The sequence below is a fragment of the Affinirhizobium straminoryzae genome (genome assembly GCF_007004135.1).
In the GTDB taxonomy this organism is placed as follows: Bacteria; Pseudomonadota; Alphaproteobacteria; order Rhizobiales; family Rhizobiaceae; genus Neorhizobium; species Neorhizobium straminoryzae.
Genome location: NZ_VJMG01000011.1, coordinates 1 through 18,595, shown reverse-complemented (window position 1 = coordinate 18,595; position 18,595 = coordinate 1). Strand labels below are relative to the sequence as shown.

General features: G+C 63.7%; 19 protein-coding genes. 5 read left to right on the top strand and 14 right to left on the bottom strand.

Going from position 1 to position 18,595, the window contains the following annotated elements:
- Nucleotides 1–159: 159 nt before the first annotated feature.
- Genes FNA46_RS05330 through FNA46_RS05305 form a run of 6 tightly spaced genes read right to left on the bottom strand, consistent with a single transcriptional unit; the run spans nt 160 to nt 4,652 of the window.
- Nucleotides 160–492 carry a hypothetical protein gene (locus FNA46_RS05330; RefSeq protein ID WP_143124077.1) on the bottom strand — a complete coding sequence of 111 codons (333 nt, stop codon included), beginning with the start codon at nt 490–492 and terminating at the stop codon, nt 160–162.
- Nucleotides 489–1,376, bottom strand: coding sequence for an NAD(P)-dependent oxidoreductase (locus tag FNA46_RS05325; RefSeq protein ID WP_143124076.1), 888 nt, complete (start codon nt 1,374–1,376; stop codon nt 489–491). Before FNA46_RS05325 ends, FNA46_RS05330 begins: the two co-directional genes overlap by 4 nt.
- Nucleotides 1,373–1,876, bottom strand: a complete 504-nt coding sequence (locus FNA46_RS05320) for a gluconokinase (RefSeq protein ID WP_246102869.1) — start codon at nt 1,874–1,876, stop codon at nt 1,373–1,375. The genes FNA46_RS05325 and FNA46_RS05320 overlap by 4 nt, the downstream gene beginning before the upstream one ends.
- Nucleotides 1,876–2,631, bottom strand: a complete 756-nt coding sequence (locus tag FNA46_RS05315; RefSeq protein ID WP_143124075.1) for an SDR family oxidoreductase — start codon at nt 2,629–2,631, stop codon at nt 1,876–1,878. The genes FNA46_RS05320 and FNA46_RS05315 overlap by 1 nt, the downstream gene beginning before the upstream one ends.
- 33 nt (nt 2,632–2,664) lie before the next feature.
- Nucleotides 2,665–3,696, bottom strand: coding sequence for an L-idonate 5-dehydrogenase (locus tag FNA46_RS05310; RefSeq protein ID WP_143124074.1), 1,032 nt, complete (start codon nt 3,694–3,696; stop codon nt 2,665–2,667).
- An 8-nt stretch (nt 3,697–3,704) separates the two neighbouring features.
- Nucleotides 3,705–4,652, bottom strand: a complete 948-nt coding sequence (locus FNA46_RS05305; protein WP_143124073.1) for a 2-hydroxyacid dehydrogenase — start codon at nt 4,650–4,652, stop codon at nt 3,705–3,707.
- 191 nt (nt 4,653–4,843) lie between these two features.
- On the opposite strand from FNA46_RS05305, the gene FNA46_RS05300 reads away from it, so the two are divergent.
- The 5 genes from FNA46_RS05300 (at nt 4,844) to FNA46_RS05280 (ending at nt 10,594) form a co-directional block, all read left to right on the top strand.
- The gene (locus FNA46_RS05300) at nt 4,844–6,340 is read left to right on the top strand and encodes a sugar ABC transporter ATP-binding protein (protein WP_143124072.1); all 1,497 of its coding nucleotides are present in this window, start codon (nt 4,844–4,846) and stop codon (nt 6,338–6,340) included.
- A gap of 16 nt (nt 6,341–6,356) precedes the next feature.
- The gene (locus FNA46_RS05295; RefSeq protein WP_143124071.1) at nt 6,357–7,424 is read left to right on the top strand and encodes an ABC transporter permease; all 1,068 of its coding nucleotides are present in this window, start codon (nt 6,357–6,359) and stop codon (nt 7,422–7,424) included.
- A gap of 39 nt (nt 7,425–7,463) precedes the next feature.
- Nucleotides 7,464–8,564 (top strand): substrate-binding domain-containing protein, encoded by a 1,101-nt coding sequence (locus FNA46_RS05290; RefSeq protein ID WP_143124070.1) that lies wholly within the window; start codon nt 7,464–7,466, stop codon nt 8,562–8,564.
- Between the two features lie 89 nt (nt 8,565–8,653).
- Nucleotides 8,654–9,559, top strand: coding sequence for an SMP-30/gluconolactonase/LRE family protein (locus FNA46_RS05285; protein WP_143124069.1), 906 nt, complete (start codon nt 8,654–8,656; stop codon nt 9,557–9,559).
- A gap of 24 nt (nt 9,560–9,583) precedes the next feature.
- Complete coding sequence (locus tag FNA46_RS05280) at nt 9,584–10,594, top strand: LacI family DNA-binding transcriptional regulator (protein ID WP_246102867.1); 1,011 nt, start codon at nt 9,584–9,586, stop codon at nt 10,592–10,594.
- Between the two features lie 60 nt (nt 10,595–10,654).
- On the opposite strand, the gene FNA46_RS05275 is transcribed toward FNA46_RS05280, so the two are convergent.
- The 8 genes from FNA46_RS05275 to FNA46_RS05240 are packed head-to-tail and all read right to left on the bottom strand — an operon-like array spanning nt 10,655 to nt 18,580.
- Nucleotides 10,655–12,265 carry an FGGY-family carbohydrate kinase gene (locus FNA46_RS05275; protein WP_143124068.1) on the bottom strand — a complete coding sequence of 537 codons (1,611 nt, stop codon included), beginning with the start codon at nt 12,263–12,265 and terminating at the stop codon, nt 10,655–10,657.
- 40 nt (nt 12,266–12,305) lie between these two features.
- Nucleotides 12,306–13,034: an SDR family oxidoreductase gene (locus FNA46_RS05270; RefSeq protein ID WP_143124067.1), complete on the bottom strand. Its 729-nt coding sequence runs from the start codon at nt 13,032–13,034 to the stop codon at nt 12,306–12,308.
- Between the two features lie 45 nt (nt 13,035–13,079).
- Complete coding sequence (locus FNA46_RS05265; RefSeq protein WP_143124066.1) at nt 13,080–14,117, bottom strand: NAD(P)-dependent alcohol dehydrogenase; 1,038 nt, start codon at nt 14,115–14,117, stop codon at nt 13,080–13,082.
- A 16-nt stretch (nt 14,118–14,133) separates the two neighbouring features.
- The gene (locus FNA46_RS05260; protein ID WP_143124065.1) at nt 14,134–15,216 is read right to left on the bottom strand and encodes an ABC transporter ATP-binding protein; all 1,083 of its coding nucleotides are present in this window, start codon (nt 15,214–15,216) and stop codon (nt 14,134–14,136) included.
- A gap of 52 nt (nt 15,217–15,268) precedes the next feature.
- The gene (locus tag FNA46_RS05255) at nt 15,269–16,273 is read right to left on the bottom strand and encodes a sugar-binding transcriptional regulator (RefSeq protein ID WP_143124064.1); all 1,005 of its coding nucleotides are present in this window, start codon (nt 16,271–16,273) and stop codon (nt 15,269–15,271) included.
- A gap of 20 nt (nt 16,274–16,293) precedes the next feature.
- Nucleotides 16,294–17,199, bottom strand: coding sequence for a sugar phosphate isomerase/epimerase family protein (locus FNA46_RS05250; protein WP_143124063.1), 906 nt, complete (start codon nt 17,197–17,199; stop codon nt 16,294–16,296).
- Nucleotides 17,196–18,014 carry a carbohydrate ABC transporter permease gene (locus tag FNA46_RS05245; RefSeq protein WP_143124062.1) on the bottom strand — a complete coding sequence of 273 codons (819 nt, stop codon included), beginning with the start codon at nt 18,012–18,014 and terminating at the stop codon, nt 17,196–17,198. The genes FNA46_RS05250 and FNA46_RS05245 overlap by 4 nt, the downstream gene beginning before the upstream one ends.
- Nucleotides 18,014–18,580 carry a carbohydrate ABC transporter permease gene (locus FNA46_RS05240; protein ID WP_246102865.1) on the bottom strand — a complete coding sequence of 189 codons (567 nt, stop codon included), beginning with the start codon at nt 18,578–18,580 and terminating at the stop codon, nt 18,014–18,016. The genes FNA46_RS05245 and FNA46_RS05240 overlap by 1 nt, the downstream gene beginning before the upstream one ends.
- Nucleotides 18,581–18,595 lie beyond the last annotated feature (15 nt).

Sequence of the window (18,595 nt, the reverse complement as noted above, 5' to 3'; positions counted from 1 at the left end):
GAAGACCCTGATGCCGCAAGTCTGGCGGGGATTTTAACCGCAAAGATCTGAACAATCGGTCTGCATTCGTGCATTTTACGATCGATCTTCGGGTCTACGGCACTCTGCCGGGCCGTCTGGCCGGTGCGACACAAGTGCCGCACCGGCTTTGCGTTTCCGTCAGAGCTTGTACTCGTTGGCAAGCGTCACATGATGATGAATGCGGCCTTCGAAGAATTCCGCGAGCACGGACTCGGTGGCGGCGCGCGCTTCGGCACGGACCGGGCTTGCCAGAGCCTCGTCCACAGCCGCAAGGCTCGGATAGTTGACGGCAAGGATCATCGGCAGTTCCGGGGCGCCGTCATCGCGCGCCTCGGCGAAGGACACGCGCACATCAGTGGCATGTGGAAACTGACGCCACTTCGGCAGGATACGGTCGATAACCGCCTGACGGAAGGCTTCGGTCTGGCCCTCCTTCACCTTGCCCTCGAACAGCGCGAAACGGGTGATCATTGCAAATTCTCCTTGTTCGGTCCCCGGAAAAATTCCATCAAAGCCGCCTGGTCCTCGCCACCGAGGCCCGCAGCCGTCAGCATGCGATGAACCTCGGCGCAAATTGCCGTCAACGGCATGGCGGTGTTGGTGCGGCGGGCAAGATCCTGCGCGCCGTTCAGATCCTTCACCATGTTGTCGATGCGGCCGGTGCGGCGATAATCCTTCGCCACGAAGCGCGGCATGTATTCCTGCAGGATCGCGCTGTCGGCGCGACCACCTTTCAGCGCCTGCGGGATCTTTGCCGCATCGACGCCGGCATCAAGCGCAAGCTGGGTCGCCTCGGCCACAGCAAGGAAGCCGAGTCCGCAGAGAACCTGATTGATCAGCTTGGTCGTCTGACCGGACCCCACCGGCCCCATATGCGTATAGTTGCTGGCAACATGCTGCAGAACCGCATGCGCATCCGCCACATCTTCCGCCGTGCCCCCCGCCATCAGTGTCAATTGCCCGACCAGCGCCTTCGGCGCACCGCCGGAAAGAGGGCTGTCCACCCAGCGCAGATCCCGCTCCGATGCATCGGCAGCAAGCTGCTTCGTCGCATCCGGATCGATCGATGACATGTCGATGATCAGCGTCCCGGGCTTGGCGCCCGCGGCCACGCCAGCCTCGCCGAACACGGCCCTGCGCACGATTGCCGGCGAATTCAGGCTGAGGATCACATAATCGGTGGTGGAAGCGGCATCTGCTGCCGTAGCCGCAGCCTTTGCTCCCTTGTCGACCAGCGCCTGGACCTTTTCCGGATCGAGGTCAAACACCACGAGATGATTGCCGGTTTCCGCCAGACGCGTGCCGATGGCACTGCCCATGGCACCCGCGCCAATCAGGGCGACCCTGTTGCTCATGACTGTCTCTCCTCCAATGACGTGGCGATCTTTGCCACCACCGCTTCGAGCGGTTGGCCGATATCAACGGTAATGGCCTGTTCGTCCGCTTCCGGCAGCTCCAGAGCCGCGAACTGGCTGTCGAGCAGGCTGGTCGGCATGAAATGTCCGGTGCGTGCTGCCATCCGCCCAGCAATCAGATCACGACTGCCGGACAGATGGACGAACACGACCGGCGAGACCGCCTCGTGGCGAATGAGGTCCCGGTAGCGGCGCTTCAGCGCCGAGCAACCGATGATGCGGATCCCCTCGGCAGAAGCCAGGCTCCGGCCGACGCGCGTCAGCCAGGGCCAGCGATCCTCATCGGTCAGCGGTTCGCCACGACTCATCTTCGTGATGTTTTCAGGTGGATGCAGTTCGTCGCCGTCGACATAGACGGCGCCAAGCCTGGCTGCGAGGGTTTCCCCGACGCTGGACTTGCCGCAGCCGGCAACGCCCATCAGTACGATACGATGACCCATCAGAGCGACGCCGTGATGCCGCCGTCCACATAGAGAATGTGGCCGTTCACGAAGGAGGAAGCACCGGAGGAGAGAAAGATGCAGGCGCCGACGAGTTCCTCGACATTGCCCCAGCGACCCGCTGGCGTACGCTTTTCCAGCCATGCAGAAAAGGCGGGATCGGATACGAGTGCGGCGTTCAGCGGCGTGTCGAAATAGCCGGGCGCGATGGCGTTGCACTGCAGGCCATATTTCGCCCAGTCGGTCGCCATGCCCTTGGTGAGGTTGGCAACGGCGCCCTTGGTGGCGGTATAGGGTGCGATACCGGGGCGGGCCAATGCCGTCTGGACGCTTGCAATGTTCACGATCTTGCCGGCGCCGCGCTTGATCATGTGGCGCGCCACAGCCTGGCCGACATTGAAGACGGTGGAGACATTCGTCTTCATCAGCCGCTCGAACGCATCCGCCGGAAAATCCTCGAGCGGCGTGCGGTGCTGCATGCCGGCATTGTTGACGAGAATGTCGATCGCCCCGGTCTCGGCCTCGAAGGTATCGATCGCCGTGCGCACCGCTGCATGGTCGGTGGCATCGAAGGCGAGCGCATGGCTGGCGCCGAGGCTTTCTGCCGCCGCCTTCAGCTTGACCGCGTCACGGCCGTTCAGAATGACCTCGGCGCCGGCATCAGCCAGTCCCCTGGCCAGCGCATAGCCGATGCCCTGCGAGGAGCCGGTGACGAGCGCGCGCTTGCCCGTCAGGTCGAAAAGGTGAATGCTCATGAATGTCCTCCAGAATGGATGTGGCCGTGTGCGTCAGCCGAAGGCGATCTGCGTCTTCATCGACTGCCCCTTGTCGAGGGCGATCTCGAAGGCCTTCGGCGCGTCCGACAGGGGCAGGACATGGGTGATCAACGGCTTCACGTCGATAAGCCCGCCCTGCATCAACCGGATCGCGGTGGCGAATTCCTCGTGGAAGCGGAAGGAGCCGCGCAGATCGAGTTCCTTGGATGTGATCGCCATCATCGGCAGATTCATGTCACCGCCAAGCCCGAGCTGGACGATCACGCCGCGCGGCCTGAGCGCCTGGATGCCGGCAACCAGCGCCGGCTGGGCGCCGGAGCATTCGTAGAGCACATCGAAATAGCCCTTGTTCGCGGCAAACGGCACCAGGCCGTCCGGCGTTTCAGAGAGATTGATGGTGCGATCCGCACCGACCATGCGGGCAAAACCGAGTGCGCGTTCCGAAAGGTCCGCCGCGACGATCTCGCTTGCGCCGGCACGGCGCGCGGAGAGGATCGACAGGGTGCCGATCGGACCGCAGCCGGTAACCAGCACGCGCTTGCCCAGCATTTCCCCGGCCCGCCGCGTGGCATGCAGGGTAACCGACAAGGGCTCTGCCATCGCCGCTTCCCCGGCGCTCAGGCCCTCCGCCTTCACGCATTGACTGGCTTTGGCCACCAATCGCTCCCGGAAGGCGCCCTGGATGTGCGGGAAGGGCATGGCCGACCCATAGAAGCGCATGTTGAAGCAGTGATTTGGCAGGCCCTTGTGGCAGTATTCGCAAGCGCCGCAGGGACGCGATGGCGATACGGCGACCAGATCGCCGATGGCAAGCCCGGACACGCCATCGCCCAGCGCCGTGACATGGCCGGACACTTCATGGCCGAGGATCATCGGCTCCTTCAGGCGCACGGCGCCAAAGCCGCCATGCGCGTAATAATGCAGGTCCGAACCGCAGATGCCGCCGGCGGCAAGGCGGATCTCCACCTCGCCGGCGCCGGGTGCCTCCGCTTCGCGCTCCTCGATGCGCAGATCTTTCGGCGCGTGAATGACAATCGCTTTCATGGCAGGCCTCACAGAACGGGCGTCGGCAGGGGGCGGCCTTCGAAATGGGCCGACAGGTTTTCAAAGACGAGGGCACCCATGGCCTTGCGCGTCTCGACAGTGCCCGAGGCCATGTGCGGCTGCAGCAGCACATTGTCGAGCGCGAGGAAGCGCGGATTGAGCTTCGGTTCCCCCTCGAACACATCGAGCGCCGCGGAACCAAGCCGCCCCGTCTCCAGCGCCTCGAGCAGGGCCTCTTCATCGATGTTGGAGGCGCGCGAAATATTGATCAGCATGCCGTCCGGCCCCAGCGCCTCGATAACGGAGCGACCGACGATGTGGCGCGTGGCAGCGGAGGCTGCAAGCGTGACGAAAAGGAAATCGGACCGTTCGGCCAGCGCCACAGGATCGGCCACGAAGCTCCAGTCTCCGGCATGATCCTTGGGGCCGGTGTCGCTATAGGCGATGTCCATGTCGAAGCCGGCAAGGCGTCGGGCGACCTCATAGCCGATGCGGCCAAGCCCAAGAATGCCGGCACGCTTGCCATGAACGCGCGACTTGAGGGGATAGAGGCCTCGTGTCACCCAGTCACCGCTTCGCACCCATGCCTCGCCGCCCACCATGCCGCGGGCCTGCGCCAGCATCATGGCAACGCCGAGATCGGCAACATCTTTCGTCAGCACATCCGGCGTGTTGGTGACGCGGATGCCGCGCGCGCGCGCCGCCTCCAGATCAACGGCATCATAGCCGACGCCGTAGACGCTGATGACCTCCAGGTTTGGCAGCGCTTCGATCATGGCGCGGCTGGCTCCCAGTTCGCCGCGCGTCGCGATGCCGCGAATGCCCGCGCCGTTTTCAGCGAGAAAGGCCGCCTTGTCGGCAGCCTCGAAATAGCGGTGCAGGGTGAAGCGGGCGTTCAGGCGCTCCTCGTCCCAAGCAGGGTAGGGGCCGACCTGAAGGATTTCGATTTTGCTCAAGACATCTCCTCCGAAATGATTTTGTTATCGATAACATATGAGTCGCCTCCGGCTTTGTCCAGCGTCGATTTTGGCATGCGGCCGCAACGGATCGCGACGCCGGTCACGCCTCTGTGGGTTCGCCGAAAATGAACTTGACACATATGTTATCGATACCATAAGCCTATTGCATCTGACTTTGGGAGGAGCGGATGGCATCGGATGCATTTCTGGAGTTTCGGTCCGTCTCGAAGGAATTCGGCGGCACCAAGGCCCTGACGGAGGTTTCGCTGAGCCTCAAGCGCGGCGAAATCCTGGCCCTTCTTGGTGAGAACGGCGCGGGCAAATCCACCCTCATCAAGACGCTGGCGGGCATTTTCAAGCCGGATGGTGGAGAGATCCTGTTTCGCGGCGCGCCTTATCATCATCGCCCGCCGAAGCCGAACCAGCGCCAGCCGGTGGCCTTCATCCATCAGGATCTCGGCCTCATCGAATGGATGACGGTGGCGGAAAATGTCGGCCTGGCCCAGGGCTTTTCCATGCGCAGGAAGCTGATCGACTGGAATGAGACGGCGCGTCGTACTGCCGATGCATTGAAACTGGTCGGCTGCGATTTTGATCCCTCGACCCGCGTCCAGAGCCTGACCCGCACGGAAAAATCGCTGGTGGCAATTGCCCGCGCACTCGCCGTCGAAGCTGACGTTCTGGTGCTGGACGAGCCGACCGCCAGCCTGCCCGCCGACGAGGTGGAACGCCTGTTCGCCGCCATCCGCCCGCTGAAGGAGCGCGGTGTCGCCATGATCTATGTCTCGCATCGACTGGATGAGGTGTTCCGCATCGCCGACCGCGTCGCCGTGCTGCGTGACGGGCGGCTTGTCGGCGAAAAGCCGGTGAAGGAGACAAATCCCGACGAACTGATCCGCATGATCGTCGGGCGCAAGGCGGACCAGTTGTTTGCCAAGGCGGATACGATACCCGGCGACACACTGGTGTCGGTGAAGAACCTTGCATGCCGTGGCGCCGGCCCCGTCTCGTTCGATCTCAGGCAGGGAGAACTGCTGGGCCTTGTCGGCCTGCGCGGTGCGGGACAGGAACTGATCGGCCGTGCGCTGTTCGGCGCAGAACCATCGACTGGTGACGTGCGGGTACGCGGCACGCAGCCGGATCTCCGCAGCCCCGAAACGGCAATTGCTTCCGGCATCGGGTTGATCGCGCGCGACCGCACGGAAGAGTCGGTCGCCATGTCGCTGACCCTGCGGGAAAACACCTATCTCAATCCCGGCGCCTCCGGCCGCGGCCTGTTCAAGATGCTGTCGCCCTTGCAGGAGGCGGAAATGGCACATGCGCTCGGTGAAAAGGTGGGGCTTCGCCCCAACGACCAGTCTCTGGCCATCGAGGCCTTGTCCGGAGGCAACCAGCAGAAGGTCGTGGTTGGCCGCTGGCTGGCCACCGGCCGCAAGCTGCTGATCGCCGAGGACCCGACTGCCGGCGTCGATGTCGGAGCCAAGGCCGACATCTACCGCCTGATCGCCGCCGCCGTCGAAGCGGGGCTCGCGGTTGTGGTGATCTCAACCGATTTCGAGGAAATCGCTCATATCTGCCACCGCGCGCTTGTGTTTTCGCGCGGAGCCATTGTTCGCGAACTGTCGGGCAACGCGCTGACCACCCCTGCCGTCATCGCTGCCGCCTCCGCCGCCGAAGCGGCCTGATCTCTGGAGAAAGACGATGCAATCCATCCAGTCCAATGCGCTTGAGCCGACCAAGTCGGACCTGCGGGGCCTTTCGACAGGCGACAGGCTGAAGCGTCTGCTGCCGGTCTACGGTCTTGTAATCCTGACGGTCCTGCTGATCCTGTTCTTCTCCGTGCTGCTGCCGGATACGTTCCCGACCGTCCTCAACCTTCGCTCCATCATCGCCAACAAGACGATCATCGCCATTCTGTCGCTGGCGGCGATGATCCCGATGGCCTGCGGCCGCATCGACCTCACCATCGGCTATGGCATTGTTCTCTGGCACATTCTCGCGATCAGCCTGCAGACCATGTTCGGCCTGCCGTGGCCGGTGGCCGTCGTCATCGTGCTCGCGCTTGGGGCACTGACCGGCCTGCTCAATGGCGTTCTGGTCGAAATCGCCAGGATCGACAGCTTTATCGCCACGCTTGGCACAGGAACGGTGATCTATGCGATTGCGCTGTGGCACACCGGCGGCAGGCAGGTTGTCGGCGTCCTGCCGGAGGGTTTCCTCGCGCTCAACGGTACAATGCTGTTCGGCCTGCCGATCACCGGTTATTACGTTCTGGCGTTGGCGCTCGTGATGTGGATCGTGCTCGAATACCTGCCGATCGGGCGCTACGTCTATGCCATCGGTGCCAATCCGAAGGCGGCGGCCCTCAATGGCATTCCGGTTCGGCGCTTCGTCGTCGGCGCCTTCATCACCTCTGGCCTGCTCTCGGCTCTTGCCGGCGTGCTGCTCGCCTCGCGTCTCAGGATCGGTCAGGCAAGCGTGGGCCTAGAATATCTGCTGCCGGCGCTGGTCGGTGCCTTCCTAGGCTCCACCACCATCAAGCCCGGCCGCGTCAACGTCTGGGGCACCATGATCGGCGTCATCATCCTCGCCGTCGGCATTGCGGGCATCCAGCAGTTCGGTGGCTCCTTCTTCGTCGAGCCGCTGTTCAATGGGGTCACGCTGCTGGTCGCCATCGGCATTGCCGGCTACGCCCAGCGACGCCGTGGCGCCATCGGTGCCATCAAGCCGCTCGGCCTGCCGCCGAAGACGCCCGAAAAGTCATCCTGATCATCGTCGAAAGTCTCACGTCCATAGGGAGGATACACCGTGAAACGCAGACATTTCCTGGCAACCGTTGCACCGGCCGCGCTTGCCATCATGATTGCCGGCCCCGCGCTGGCCGATGCCATGGCCGACGCCAAGGCGGTCGTTGCCAAATACGCGACCAAGGTCGACAAATGGGACGGCCCGACCACGGGGCCTAAGGCCGCTGCCGGCAAGTCGGTGGTCATCGTTGCAGCAGACATGAAGAATGGTGGCATTCTCGGCGTCGTCAATGGCATTCAGGAGGCTGCCAAGGCGATCGGCTGGAAGGTCAATGTTCTCGATAGCGCCGGCTCCATCGAAGGCCGCACGGCCGCCTTCGGTCAGGCGCTGACGCTGAAGCCGAACGGCATCATCATCGCCGGCTTCGATGCCGTCGAGCAGAAGCCCTCGATGGCTGAAGCCAAGAAGGCCGGCATTCCCATGGTTGCCTGGCACGCGGCGCCGGCCGTCGGTCCGGTCGAGGATGTCGGCGTGTTCGCCAACGTCACCACCGATGCCATGCAGGTCTCCAAGGCTGCCGCCGACTATGCTTACGTCGATGCCGGCGGCAAGCCGGGCGTGGTGATCTTCACCGACTCCACCTATGCGATCGCGATCGCCAAGGCCGACAAGATGAAGGCCGAGATCGAGGCGCTCGGCGGCAAGGTGCTCGAATATGTCGATACGCCGATTGCCGAGACATCACAGCGCATGCCGCAACTGACGACCACGCTGCTGCAGAAATACGGCGCCAAATGGACGCATTCTCTGGCGATCAACGACATCTATTTCGACTTCATGGGCCCGTCGCTTTCGGCCTCCGGCATTGCCGGCGACGGCGCGCCGAAAAGCGTTGCCGCTGGCGACGGTTCTGAAAGCGCCTATCAGCGCATCCGCGCCAAGCAGTACCAGTCGGTGACGGTGGCGGAACCGCTCAACCTGCAGGGCTGGCAGCTGGTGGATGAACTGAACCGCGCCTTCTCCGGCGAAAAGTGGTCGGGCTACGTGTCTCCGCTGCATGTGGTGACGGTAGAGAATGTCGAGTTCGATGGCGGACCGAAGAACACTTTCGACCCCGATAACGGCTATCGCAACGAATACAAGAAGATCTGGGGCAAGTAAGACAGAAACGGCGCGGGCTTGCGAACCTTGCCGCGGCCCGCGCCTTCGCTATCTTGCGCCCGAAACCTATCGAGGAAAGAGGCAGCCGCATGTCGTTTTTCGACGCTGAAGATCCGGTCTTTTCCACCTTTGTACTGGGCAATGCGCCCCTCAAGAAGCTGGCCGGCGGGTTTGACTGGGTGGAGGGGCCGGTCTGGTTCGGCGACCACGACTGTCTGCTGTTTTCCGACATTCCCAACAACCGCATCATGCGCTGGAGCCCGGTGACCGGCGTCAGCATCCATCGCGAGCCCTCCAATTTTTCGAACGGTCACACGCGCGACCGTCAGGGCCGGCTGGTGAGCTGCGAACATGGCGGTCGCCGCGTGACCCGCACCGAGCATGACGGGACGATCACGGTGATTGCCGATCGCTACCAGGGCAGGCGTCTGAATTCACCGAACGACGTGATCGTCGCCTCGGACGGCGCGATCTGGTTCAGTGATCCCCACTACGGCATCTCCACCGACTACGAAGGCACGCGCAGCGAGCAGGAACTGCCCTGCAATGTTTACCGTGTCGATCCCCTGAACGGCGAGATCCAGGCGGTCCTGACGGATTTCGCCTGCCCGAACGGGCTTGCCTTCAGTCCGGATGAGACGAAGCTCTATGTCGCAGATACCGGCCGGATGTTTTCCGATGATCCGCGCCATATCCGCGTGTTCGACGTCGGCGACGGCTGGCGGCTGACCGGCGGTGAGCTGTTCCACACCATAGCACCCGGTTGTGCGGATGGCATGCGGGTGGATGCGGCGGGCAATCTCTGGTCCTCCGCCGCAGATGGCGTTCATTGCATCGCGCCGGACGGGCATCGCCTCGGCAAGATCCTGGTGCCGGAAACCGTGTCCAACGTCTGTTTCGGCGGGCGGCACGGCCATCGGCTCTTTATCACGGCCACCACCTCGGTCTATGCGGTATCGCTCGCCATTCGCGGCCATATCGGCTGGCAAAGATAGGCGGCAGCAGAAATGGGGCGGGACATGGAGAACGACAGAACGCCGACCATGGCGGATATTGCGCGCAAGACGGGCGTGTCCCCGATGACGGTGTCGCGTGCCTTCAAGTCCGGCAGCCTCATCAACAAGGAAACGCGCGACGCCATCCTGAAGGCGGCGGAGGAACTGGGCTACGTCTTCGATTCCACGGCCTCCAACCTGCGCTCGAAGAAAACGGATTTCATCGCCGTCACCATTCCCTCCATCAACAATGCGAACTTTGCCGATACGGTGGGCGGCCTGTCCTCCGTGCTCAGCGCCCGCGGTTTCCAGATCCTGCTCGGCTACACCAATTACGATGTCGAGGAAGAAGAACGGCTGATCGAGCATCTGCTGCGCCGCAAGCCGCAGGCGATCGCGGTGACTGGCGGCAAGCACACGCGGCGCGCCCGCAAGCTTCTCGAAAACGCAAAAATTCCGGTCATCGAGACCTGGGACGTGCCGGCCGAACCGATCGGCCATTTCGTCGGCTTTTCCAATGCCAAGGCCGTGCGTGGCATGGTCGATCATTTCGTCGCCGTCGGCTATCGCCGGATTGCCTTCATCGGCGGTGACGCCAGCCGGGACACGCGCGGCACCGATCGCCGTCACGGCTTCATCGCGGCTCTGAAGGATCACGGGCTCGATGCGTCGCGGCTGATCGATGCCGGAGCGCCGCCGATTTCCATGCGAGAAGGGGCCAATGCCATGGGCCGCTTGCTGACCGAACTGCCCGATACGGAGGCGGTCATCTGCGTGTCCGACCTCTCAGCCTTCGGCGCCCTGACAGAATGCCAGCGGCGCGGTGTGCGGGTGCCGGACCAAATGGCCATCGGCGGCTTCGGGGATTATGAGATCGGCGGCATTTCCGTGCCGGCACTGACCACCGTCAACGCCCATGCCCGCCAGATCGGCGAACGCACCGGGGCGCTCATCCTCGATCTCCTCAACGGCGAACAGACGATAGCCGACGTGACGCTGCAGCCGCAACTCATCGTACGCGAGAGCTCGCGATAGCCAGGCGGGACCCCGGCAACCCGTATGGAACAGGTTGCCGCGCTTCAGTCCCTGGCGTGATCAGAAATCCCGCATCGTGCGCAGGTCGGCTTGCAGGGTCCGGAAGGCTTCGTACCGGCGCGCATGAATGCTGGCGATTTCGCCGCCGGCCGGTTCGTAGACGCGTCCGGCGCGGCTCAGCGCCTGCATGGCCTCCTTCAGATCCGGAAAAGCGCGGGCGGCGGTTGCGCCAAGCAGCGCCGCCCCCAGCAGCACCGGCTCCGGCGTTTCCGGTGCAATCACCGTCTTGCCGCTGGCATCGGCCAGGATCTGGCGGGTCAGATCGTGCTGGCCGGCGCCGCCGCTGATGATGATCTGGTCGACACCGGCGCCTTCCTCCTCCTGGACGGCAATGATCTGCCGCAGGCCATAGCCGATGCCACAGAGGCCGGCGACATAGAGCGCGACGAGATTGTCGAGATCACGTTCCATGCCAAGCCCGGCGATCGCCGCGCGCGCGGCCGGATCGGCAAAGGGGGCGCGATTGCCGAGGAATTCCGGCACCACATGCAGACCGCGGGCCAGCGAGACGACAGCGGATGCATTCGGCTGTGTCGCGACAGCAAGATTGGCGAGCAGCACCGGCAGCGATATTCCATCGGCACGGGCGCGTTCGCTGGCGATGGCAAAGGCCGGATGCAGGCTGATGAGCTGGTCGATCGCGGCTCCTGCCGCGCTCTGGCCGCCTTCGTTCAGCCAGAGACCGGGCACCATGGCGGAAAAATAGGGACCCCAGACGCCGGGGACGAATTTCGGGCTTTCGGTCGAGGTCAGCGTGCAGGACGAAGTGCCGAACACATAGCCCATGTTGCGTTCCGGCGTGCCGCCGATGCCGACCGTGCCGATGCCGCCCGCATGGGCATCGATCATGCCGGCGGAGACCGGCGTTCCGGCCACGAGGCCGAGGTCGCGTGCGGCAGCATCGGTCAATCCAGCGCCGAGCGCCGTGCCGGGCTCGACGATCTGCTGACCGATACGACGGAACTCTTCGTCCGCCAGTGCGCCGAGCCCGATTTCATGGAAATAGCCGGGATCCCAGCGCTGCTCATGGGCGAGATAGGTCCACTTGCAGGCCACCGTGCAGGTGGAGCGCGCAAGGCTTCCCGTCGAGCGCCAGGTAAGGAAATCCGCGAGATCGAAGAACTGCCAGGCCTTCGCAAATATCTCCGGCAGGTTCTCCTTCAGCCAGAGCAGTTTCGGGGTCTGCATTTCCGGAGAGATGCGTCCGCCGACATAGCGCAGCACCTCATGTCCCTGGGCGTTGATGCGTTCCGCCTGTTCGACCGCGCGGTGATCCATCCAGACGATGATGTCGCGCTCGGCAATGCCGGCAGGGCCGACGGGCAGCGACTGACCACCTTCGCCGAGGACGACCAGCGAGCAGGTGGCATCGAAGCCAAGCCCCGTGACGCTTTCCGGCGTAATGCCGGCCGCGGAGACAGCGGTGCGAACCGCCGTGCACACCGCCTGCCAGATATTGGCGCTGGACTGCTCCACCCGGTGCGCTCCATCGCGGTAGATGTCGATGTCGCGCTTGCCGGTTCCGAGGCACTCGCCTGCCTCGTTGAAAACACCGGCGCGGGCACTGCCCGTTCCCACATCCACGCCGATGAAATGCCTGCGACCGCTCATGCCGTTTCCTCCCGCTGCGTCAGATCCTGCTTGTATACGCTTACAGATCCACGCTGTTCGGTAAAATGACAAGGTCACGGATGACGACATTGCGCGGGCGCGACAGCATGAAGAACACGGCTTCCGCCACCTCCTGCGGCTGCATCAGGCTGCCATTGGCGAGCGCCTCGTCCATTTTCTCCTTCGGCCAGTCATCCAGCAGTGCCGTCACCACCGGGCCCGGCAGCACTGCGCCCACCCGCACGCCGTACTGGGACACCTGCCGCCGGGTGGTGTGGACAAAGGCCTGCACGGCAAACTTCGAGGCCGTGTAGATCGGCTCCCAGACCACGGGAACGACGCCCGCTACGGAGCTTGTGAACAGGATGTCGCCGGTCTTTTCCGCAATCATGTGCGGCAGGACGGCATGCACGCTACGGAAAGCGGCATTGATGTTGAGGTTCAGCATGCGGTCCCAGGCATCGGGATCGCCTTCGGCCACGGGACCGCCGACATAGGCGCCGGCATTGGCGTGGAAGATGTCGAGCCGGCCCGCCACATCGAGGATGCGCGGCAGAAGGCCGGAGACCTGCGGACCATCCAGCAGATCAACGACGAGGCTTCGGCTCCGCTCACCGAGTTCCCGGCAGAGCGCAGCCAGCCGGTCTTCCGCGCGGTCAATCAGCACCACCGTCGCACCTTCGGCTATCAGCTTTCGGGCGCAGGCAAGCCCGATCCCGGAAGCGGCGCCTGTAATGGCCGCCACCTTTCCTTCCAGCGTGTTCGTCATGGTTCTCGCTTCCTTGCATAATCGAATATGAGACGAAGGGCGGTTTCAGCCGGGCATCCGGATCTGCAGCTTCACATCGTCCGGAAGGCCCTTTGCCGCTCGTTCGAAAGCGGCAATGCTGTCCTCGAAGGCGAAGGTTTCGGCGATCAACGGCTTCAGATCCACCTTGCCGGCGGCGATCAGGTTGACGGCACGATCAAAATTGTTGGCATAGCGGAACACGGTTTCGATGCGCGCCTCCTTGAAGATCGAGGCCGGCACATCGAAAGCAACGGGCTCGACCGGAAGGCCGACCAGCACCAGCGTGCCGCCCGGGCGCATGAGATCGAAGATACCCTGATAGGCGCGCGGACTGCCGCTCGCCTCGAAGATCACATCCGCACCCCAGCCATCCGTGGCGGCCATGACCGTTTCCAGCAGCGAGGCTTCGGTGATGTTGACCGGCGTGATCCCGCCATACTGGCCGGCAATCGCAAGCTTCGGGGCGCTGAGATCGGAGATGAACACGCGGGAGCAGCCGCCGGCCAGTGCCGCCAGCGCCGTCATGATGCCGATCGGGCCACAGCCGATGACGACGGCCACGTCGCCGGGCGTGATGCGGGCGCGCGTGGCGGCCTGCATGCCGACGGCAAAGGGCTCGACCATCGCGCCCTCCGCAAAGGATACAGTGTCCGGCAGCTTGTAGGTGAAGGCGGCCGGGTGCACCACTTCCGGCGTCAGCACGCCGTGGATCGGCGGCGTTGCCCAGAAACGCACATCCGGATCCACATTGTAGATGCCGAGTTTCGAGGCACGCGAGGCCATGTTGGGAATGCCAGGCTCCATGCACACCCGGTCACCGACCTTCAGGTTCTTGACGGCCGCGCCCACCTCCAGCACGACACCCGCCGCCTCGTGACCCAGCACCATGGGTTCGCGCAAGATGAAGGAGCCGATCGCTCCATGGGTGTAATAATGAACGTCGCTGCCACAGACGCCGACGGTATGGATGGCGATCTTCACATCTTCCGGCCCGACCTCGCGGGGAAGTTCGATGTCGCGGATGGCGAGTTCGCCTTTGCGTTCCAGAACGAGGGCTTTCATGTTCGTCTTCCTGTGGTCAGAGGGCTGCGCCTGCGGGGGTGAAGAGATAGATATGGCGCGGGTCGATGCCGGCGACCATGGCGTCGCCCGGGCGAATCTCCGGCCGTCCATTCGCCAGAATGGTTACGGTATCGGTGTCGGTGCGGGCATAAAGCTGGGTCGACCCGCCGAGGTTTTCGGCGAAATCCAGTGTCAGCCGCAGAAGCGGACGAGCGCTTGCCACATCCAGATGCTCCGGCCGCAACCCAACGGTCACGGCATCGCCCGCCTTGACCTTGGTCGCGGCGGCATGGGCGAGCGTCATCGCTCCATCGGTGAAAGCGGAGTGTCGCAAGGTCAGGCTGCTGCCGTCCGTGGCGGTGACGGAGGCGGTGAGGAAGTTCATCTTGGGCGAGCCGATGAAGCCTGCGACAAAGGTGTTGGCGGGGCGATCGTAAAGCTCCGTCGGCGTGCCGATCTGTTCGACAAGCCCGGCGCGCAGCACGACGATCCGGTCTGCCAGCGTCATCGCCTCGACCTGATCATGGGTAACATAGACCATGGTTGCGCCGAGATTGCGGTGCAGCTTGGCGATCTCGACACGCATCTGGCTGCGCAGCTCAGCGTCGAGGTTCGACAGCGGCTCGTCGAACAGGAAGATCTTCGGGTTGCGCACGATGGAGCGACCGATGGCGACGCGTTGACGCTGGCCACCGGACAGCGCCCGCGGCTTGCGCTCCAGAAGCGCTTCGATCTGCAGAATGCGGGCAGCTTCCGCGACCCGGCGCTTGATCTCGTCTTCCGGCAGCTTTGCCATGCGCAGGCCAAAGGCCATGTTCTCGAACACGCTCATATGCGGATAGAGCGCATAGGACTGGAAAACCATGGAGACCTCGCGCTTGGCGGGCTCTTCATAGGTTACGTCCTTGCCGTCGATCGAGAGCATGCCCGAAGAGACATCCTCCAGTCCGGCAATCATTCGCAGCAGCGTGGACTTGCCACAGCCGGACGGACCGACGAACACCACGAACTCGCCGCGCGAGGCGGAAATATCGACACCCTTGATGACGCTGAGTTCCCCGAACGTCTTCTTGATGTTGTCCAGCTGCAGGAAGGTCATGCTCTCGTTACTCCCGATCCGGCGATGCCGCGGCCAGGCCGCCGGCGTCACGTCATGTCTGTTGGCTGTTGGTTGGGGTCTGGCCCGTGTCGTCAAGGATGGCGGCGGCACACATCTCGTCGGTGACGAGCCGCGTGACATAACCGCCGCGCAGAATGGCGCGGATGATGTTCACCTTGTACCAGCCGCCCGAGGCGAGGATGGAATGGCGAACGGATTTCAGCTGCTCCGGCGTGACCGACAACACGCGCTCGTTGAGCGGATGGTCCACCGGCCGTCCGGCCTCGTCGAGGAAGACGCCGAGGAGGTCGCCCACGGCGCCGGCCGCCTGCAGGGTCGCGAGATTTTCAGACACCGTCGGCGTCTGCACGAGCAGCGAGCGGGCGGTCATATCACCGCAGGACACGAGCGCGACATCGACGGACCGTGCGCGCCGCATGGTTTCGCGGATTCCGTGGTGGGAGAGCAGGGCCTCGCGGCTTTCCACCGAGGGAAAATAGAGCGGCGCCGTGAGATAATAGCATTCGGCCGAAATGGCCCGCGCATAACCGGTGGCAACCTCGAAGGTGCTCGATCCCGAGCCGCGCGTCAGCCCGCCCATCACGGACGTCACCCAGCTGCCGGGAAGAGGGCGGGGCGTGAGACGCTTGAGCCCCGCCGTCAGCGTCTTGCCCCAGCCGACGCCAAGGCCCATGCCATCTTCCAGCAGCCTGTCCAGCATGCCGCCGGCCGCATCGCCGACCGCCCGCTGGTTTTCCGAATCATCGGGCAGCGTCGGGATGACCGACACGTCATCCAGGCCGAACCGCTCCTTCATGCGGTTTTCGAGATCGATGCAATTGGCCATCGGCAGACGGATATCCACCACCACGGAACCATCGGTGCGCAACTGGCCGAGGGTCTTGTTGACCCGCAGGCGCGTCAGGCCCAGCTGATCGGCGATTTCCTGCTGGGTCAGGCCACCGATGAAATAGAGCCAGGCAACGCGCGCGCGGATCTGCTGCGCGTCGAGATCCTCGATGCCGGTCGTTGCGGTGTCGGTTCCCTTGGTGGCCATTGCGTGCTCGTCTCCTTGGCTCAGGCAAAGGCCTGCCGGAGCGACAAGGCCGATGCCGTCAGGGCATCCAGAATGGATGCGCTATCCCGTTCGAAAGGATAGAACACTTCAAGGAACACCGGAGATTGTGCAAGCCCCGTGCGAGCAAGCTGCGCCTTCGCCTCGGCCGGGTCCACACGACCAGGCTCGGTGAAATCCCAGTGGCGGTCAAACTGGAAATCGGTCTGCTGGATGTGGATCGCACCGATCACATCGCTGAGGCTCGAGAACCACGGCTCCATCGTATCCGCCGCCGGGCCGTAGAGCGGCAGGATGGTGCCATGCCCCCAGTCCACGCACAGCTGCCAGCGTGTTGCGCTGCCGGAGACATCCTGCATCATCCGCCTCGCCTGACCGATGGTCCAGGGCCATTCGCGGCGCATCGGCGTCGGCTCCACATACAGCGCATCAAGTCCCGCCGCGCGGGCCTTTTCGCCAAGCCGCAGCATGCGCTCGATAAGATCCGCATAGTCGCGGTCATCAAGCGTATCCGCCTCGGTCCCATCCGTCCGGGACGCGATGGCGCCAAGCGGCCCGCCGACGCCCGGAATGCCGGCTTCGGCGGCAAAGCCATAGGCGCGTTCCAGCCAGTGTTCGGCATAACTGCGCACATCCGGGTCGGGATGCAGCAACTGGTTGAACGTGTAGTGGGCCAGTCCGATGAAGGCGCTGTGGATGGCGATACCATGATCATCGGCCGCCTGCCGCACGTCTTTCGCATGACGTGACAGGATCGCGGCGGGCCACATGGGATCGACCAGATCGAAGGAGAATTGCACAAGGTCAAGGCCCAGGCGATCGCGCACCACCGGTGCCCAAAGCTGAGGCGTCACCCAGCGCTTGACGCAGAAGGAAAGATTGATGCCGAGCGGAGAAGAGGCGGTCATTTGGTCGCTCCCATGGTCAGGCCGCGCACCATGTGTCGTGAGACGATCAGCGCGAAGATGGTGACGGGCAGGACGATAACGGTGCCGGTGGCCATGATCTTGCCCCAGGGCAGTTCGTAGCCGGACATGAAACTGGTGGCGACGACCGGCGCCGTCTGAACGTCACGGCGTGTCAGAACAAGGGCATAGAGCAGCTCGTTCCACGAGAATATGAAGGAGAAGATCGCCGAGACCGCGATGCCCGGCGCCCCGAGCGGCAGATAGATCTTGCGGAAGATGGTGAACTGGTCGGCGCCATCCAGACGCGCTGCCTGCTCCAGATCCGGCGGAATGGACTTGAACTGGTCGGTGCAGATCCACACCACGATCGGCAGATTGAAGGTGAGATAGATGAGGATCAGCACCAGATGCGTATCGAGCATCTTCAGTTGTAGCGCCAGGATATAGACCGGAAGCGCCAGCACGATCGGGCTCGTCATCCGGTTGGAGATGAACCAGAACCAGAGATCCGACTTGCCGCGAAAGTCATAGCGGGCCAGTGCGAAGGCGGCGGGGGCGCCGAGCAGCACGGCGAGCGCCGTCGTGGCGGTGGCGATGATCAACGAATTGCCGACCGCGCCCAGCACCTTCGAATCCGCAAAAATCTCGCGGTAGTGATCGAGCGTCGGAGTAAACAGCCAGACCGGCGGCGAGGCAAGAATATCGGCCTGCGTCTTGAAGCTCGCCGACACCATCCAGTAGAACGGGAACAGCGTGAAAAGAATGACGGCGGTGAGGCCGAGGGCGTGCAGGATCTTGTCCGACGAGACGCGCATCAGTTCACTTCCTTGTAGAGAACGCGGATATAAAGACGGCTGATCAGGATGGTGAGGATGAGCAGCAGGATCGCCTGCGCCGAGGCCGTGCCGAGATCGAAGACGCGGAAGCCGACGCGCTGGATATAGACCGAGACGAGATCGGTCGCCGAACCCGGGCCGCCGCGGGTCATGACGAACACCATGTCGAACAACTTCAGCACGTCGGCGGAGCGCAGGATCAAAAGCGCGGTCAACCCCGGCATCAGATAGGGAAGCTGCACATGCTTCAGCAGCGCCCATTTGGACGAGGTTTCCAGCCGGGCCGCCTCCTCGATCTCGCCCGGCACCATGGAGAGGCCGGCGAGGAAGATCAGCGCGCAGAACGGCGTCCACTGCCAGACATCCATGATGACGATCGCTGCGAAGGCGCCGGCCTGCGAGCCCAGCCAGTCCAGCGCGCCGATCCCGAACAGATCGAGGAACCAGTTGGCGACGCCGAAATCGCGGTTGAAGATCAGGCGGCCGATGAGGCCGACGACGGCATAGGTGGTGGCCCGCGTCACGCTCGTCGTGCCGCTTGCCACCACCTATGCCGTCGT